The organism is Bradyrhizobium jicamae, assembly GCF_018130215.1.
GTDB classification, from domain to species: domain Bacteria; phylum Pseudomonadota; class Alphaproteobacteria; order Rhizobiales; family Xanthobacteraceae; genus Bradyrhizobium; species Bradyrhizobium jicamae_A.
The window spans coordinates 1-3,336 of the sequence record NZ_JAFCKQ010000107.1 but is presented as its reverse complement, the minus strand read 5'-3'; the positions used below and the strand labels follow the sequence as shown (position 1 = coordinate 3,336).

3 protein-coding genes are annotated in these 3,336 nt (G+C 56.8%); all 3 read left to right on the top strand.

What is annotated here, in order from left to right:
* Positions 1-2,298 (top strand): ATP-binding protein (locus JQ586_RS40065; protein ID WP_212400128.1); only part of this gene is annotated, 2,298 nt, incomplete at its 5' end.
* 5 nt (positions 2,299-2,303) lie between these two features.
* On the top strand, positions 2,304-2,654 hold the full coding sequence (locus tag JQ586_RS40060) for a response regulator (RefSeq protein WP_409411056.1): 351 nt from the start codon (positions 2,304-2,306) through the stop codon (positions 2,652-2,654).
* The coding region (locus JQ586_RS40055; protein ID WP_212400127.1) for a response regulator at positions 2,651-3,336 on the top strand (686 nt) is incomplete at its 3' end. The genes JQ586_RS40060 and JQ586_RS40055, both read left to right, overlap by 4 nt.

The following is a 3,336-nucleotide window of genomic DNA, read 5'->3' as shown; positions in this document are numbered from 1 at the left end:
TGGACCACGCAGTTACCCTGGTCAGCCAGCTCGGTTGAGCAGCGCCACTTCGACGCGCTCCGGCTGCTGCGCCAAGTGCCCGCCATCACCGAGCTCGCGCTGGTCGATTCTAGCGGCAAGGAACGACTACGGGTGTCGCGCCTCGCGATGAATGTGCTCGACAGTGGTATCGACCTCTCCAATGATCCAAAGTTCTCCGAGACCGTCGCGCACAAGGTCTACTATGGTCCGGTTTATTTTCGTCGCGGATCCGAACCCTATATGACGCTTGCAGTCGGCGGCACGCGGAAGGATGCCGGCGTCACGATCGCGGAGGTCAATCTCAAGCTGATCTGGGATGTGGTCTCACAGATCAAGGTTGGCGAGCACGGGAGCGCCTATGTCGTTGGCGCCCAAGGACGGCTGATAGCGCATCCCGATAACAGTCTGGTGCTGCGCAACACGGATATGTCCAAGCTTGCGCAGGTGCAGGCCGCACAGGCGAATGGCGGCCTGATTGACGACGTCGTTGGCGCGAAAAATATCCAGGGGCAGGAAGTATTGACGGCGACCGCCCCAATCCCGCCTATGCGCTGGACCATGTTCGTCGAGCTGCCGATCGATGAGGCCTATGCTCCGCTTTATACCGCGCTGCAACGCCTTGCGCTCGTGCTAGTGGCGGCCTCGATCTTCGCGGTGCTTGCCGGGATGTTTCTGGCAAGGCGCATGGTCGGCCCGATCCAAGAATTGCGTGCCGGCGCTGAGCGCATCGGCGGCGGCGACTTTTCCCAGCACATTTCCATCAAAACCGGCGATGAGCTCGAAGGTCTTGCTAACCAGTTCAATGATATGGGGACGCGACTACAGGATTCCTATGCGGACCTCGAAAAGAAGATCGAAAGCCGCACGGCCGAGCTCACCGAAACATTGCAGCAGCAGACCGCAACTTCAGAAGTACTTCAGGTCATCAGTTCCTCACCGGGTGAGTTGAACCTAGTCTTCCACAAGATGATGGAAAATGCGACGCGCGTCTGTGGCGCGGATTTCGGCACGATGAATCTGTGGGACGGCGACGCCTTTAAGACGACCGCTGTTTACAACGTTCCAGCTGAGTTCGCATCGTCTAGACAAAGCGGTCCGATACTCCCCCATCCGGAAAGTAGTCTTGCTTTGGTCACCACCACCCACCAAGTCGTGCAAATTCTCGATGCACAAGAGAGCCCGGCCTATCTTGCCAAAGATCCCACTTCTGTAGCGATCGTCGATGTCGCTGGTGCACGCACGATTGTGGCCGTTCCGATGTTGAAAGAGAACGAACTGATCGGAACGATCACAATCTATCGGAAAAAGGTTCTGGCATTCACCGAGAAGCAAATCGAGCTTGTTGTTAACTTTGCCAATCAGGCGGTGATTGCGATTGAAAATACCCGACTGCTCGACGAACTGCGAAGGCGTACCAAGGAGCTGTCGCAATCGCTCGACGATCTCCGCACCGCTCAGGATCGCCTTATACAAACTGAAAAGCTCGCCTCTCTCGGTCAGCTCACCGCCGGCATCGCGCACGAGATCAAGAACCCGTTGAATTTCGTCAATAATTTTTCAGAGCTATCGGCCGATTTGATTGATGAGTTGAACGACGCGCTTAAATCAGCGGCGGTCGACGATAAGGTCCGTGACGAAATCGACGAACTCACGCGGATGCTCAAGGGTAATCTTGAGAAGGTCGTCCAGCATGGCAAGCGCGCCGATTCCATTGTCAACAATATGCTGCTGCATTCGAGGGAGGGTAGCGGCGAGCATCGCCCTGCAGACATCAACGCGATCGTCGAACAAAGCTTGAACCTGGCATATCACGGCGCGCGGGCCGAAAGGCCAGGTTTCAATATTGCCCTCGAGCGCGATTTCGATCCGGCTGCAGGAATGATCGATCTCTATCCGCAGGAAATCACGCGGGTCTTCTTGAACCTGATCTCGAATGGATTCTATGCGGCGACCAAGCGGAAGGAGGCAGACGACCGAAATGCTGAGCCGCTTCTGGCGGTAAGCACCAGGAATCTCGGCGACCACGTGGAAATCCGCATTCGCGACAACGGAACGGGTATCCCATCAAATGTCAGAGACAAGATTTTCAACCCGTTCTTCACCACCAAGCCGGCAGGAGAGGGCACCGGCCTGGGGCTTTCGATCAGTTACGACATCATCGTGAGACAGCATGGCGGTAAGGTCACCGTCGATACACAAGTTGATGCTTTCACCGAGTTCACCATTGAGTTGCCGCGCAAGCTCGCTGCACAGGCAGTGGCGGGAGGGACGAATTGAAAGTTGTGGTTATCGATGGCGAGCTCGATGTCGAAGATCTGTTTCGCCGGCAGATGTGGCGTGATGTCGGACGGTTCCAAACAGAGTATGCGCGTTCGGCACCCGTAGCGACCAAGAGTAGCTCGGAGAGTGACGCCTCCTCGTTGATCAACATGCATGGCGTGCGCGGCCTCGGAATACTGTCGCAGGTTCGGAGGGAGCGGCCATGCGTTGACGTGATTATGATCACGGCCGACGGCGACGCAGAGACGCGCAGGGAGGTGTTCGACATTAGTGCGGTCGGCCTGATGATCAAGCCGATCGACTTCGCGCTGCTGCGTCGGGAACTCGATATGAGGCTCGGGCAAGCGCCATGACCGTGACCATTCTTGTAGTCGACGACGAGCCGGATCTTCATGAGCTTGTCCTGCAGAAGTTTCACAAGCGTATCCGCGAACGCGCCGTCGCTTTCATGTTTGCTCACGACGGTATCGAAGCGCTTCAGTTAATCGAGGCACATCCACAAATTGACTTGGTCGTCGCCGATATCAATATGCCCCGAATGGATGGGCTGTCGCTACTCGAGAAACTCCAGGAAGCGGATGCATCAAGGTCGACCATCATCGTCTCAGCCTATGGTGACATGAACAACATCCGCACCGCGATGAATCGCGGGGCCTTCGACTTCCTGACCAAGCCAATCAATTTCGCCGATCTCGGGATCACCATTGACAAGACGATTCGCCACATCGAGCGTCTGCGCGAGGCGCGTCGCCGTCAGGCAGAAGCCGAGCGCGCCCATGCATCGCTGTCGCGTTACTTTTCGCCTCAGATCGCGAGCCGGCTTGCTTCGGCAAATGCGGAAAGCGACGGGATGGAAGTACATTGGCGTGATGTGGCGGTCATTTTCACGGATATCACCGGATTCACTTCACTGGTCGAAGCCGCGCAGCCGGACGTGCTGAGCGAACTCCTCAACGAGTATGTTGGCGGCATGACCGATGTGGTGTTCGCCCACGAGGGGACGGTCGCCAAGGTGATCGGGGATGCCGTTCAAGT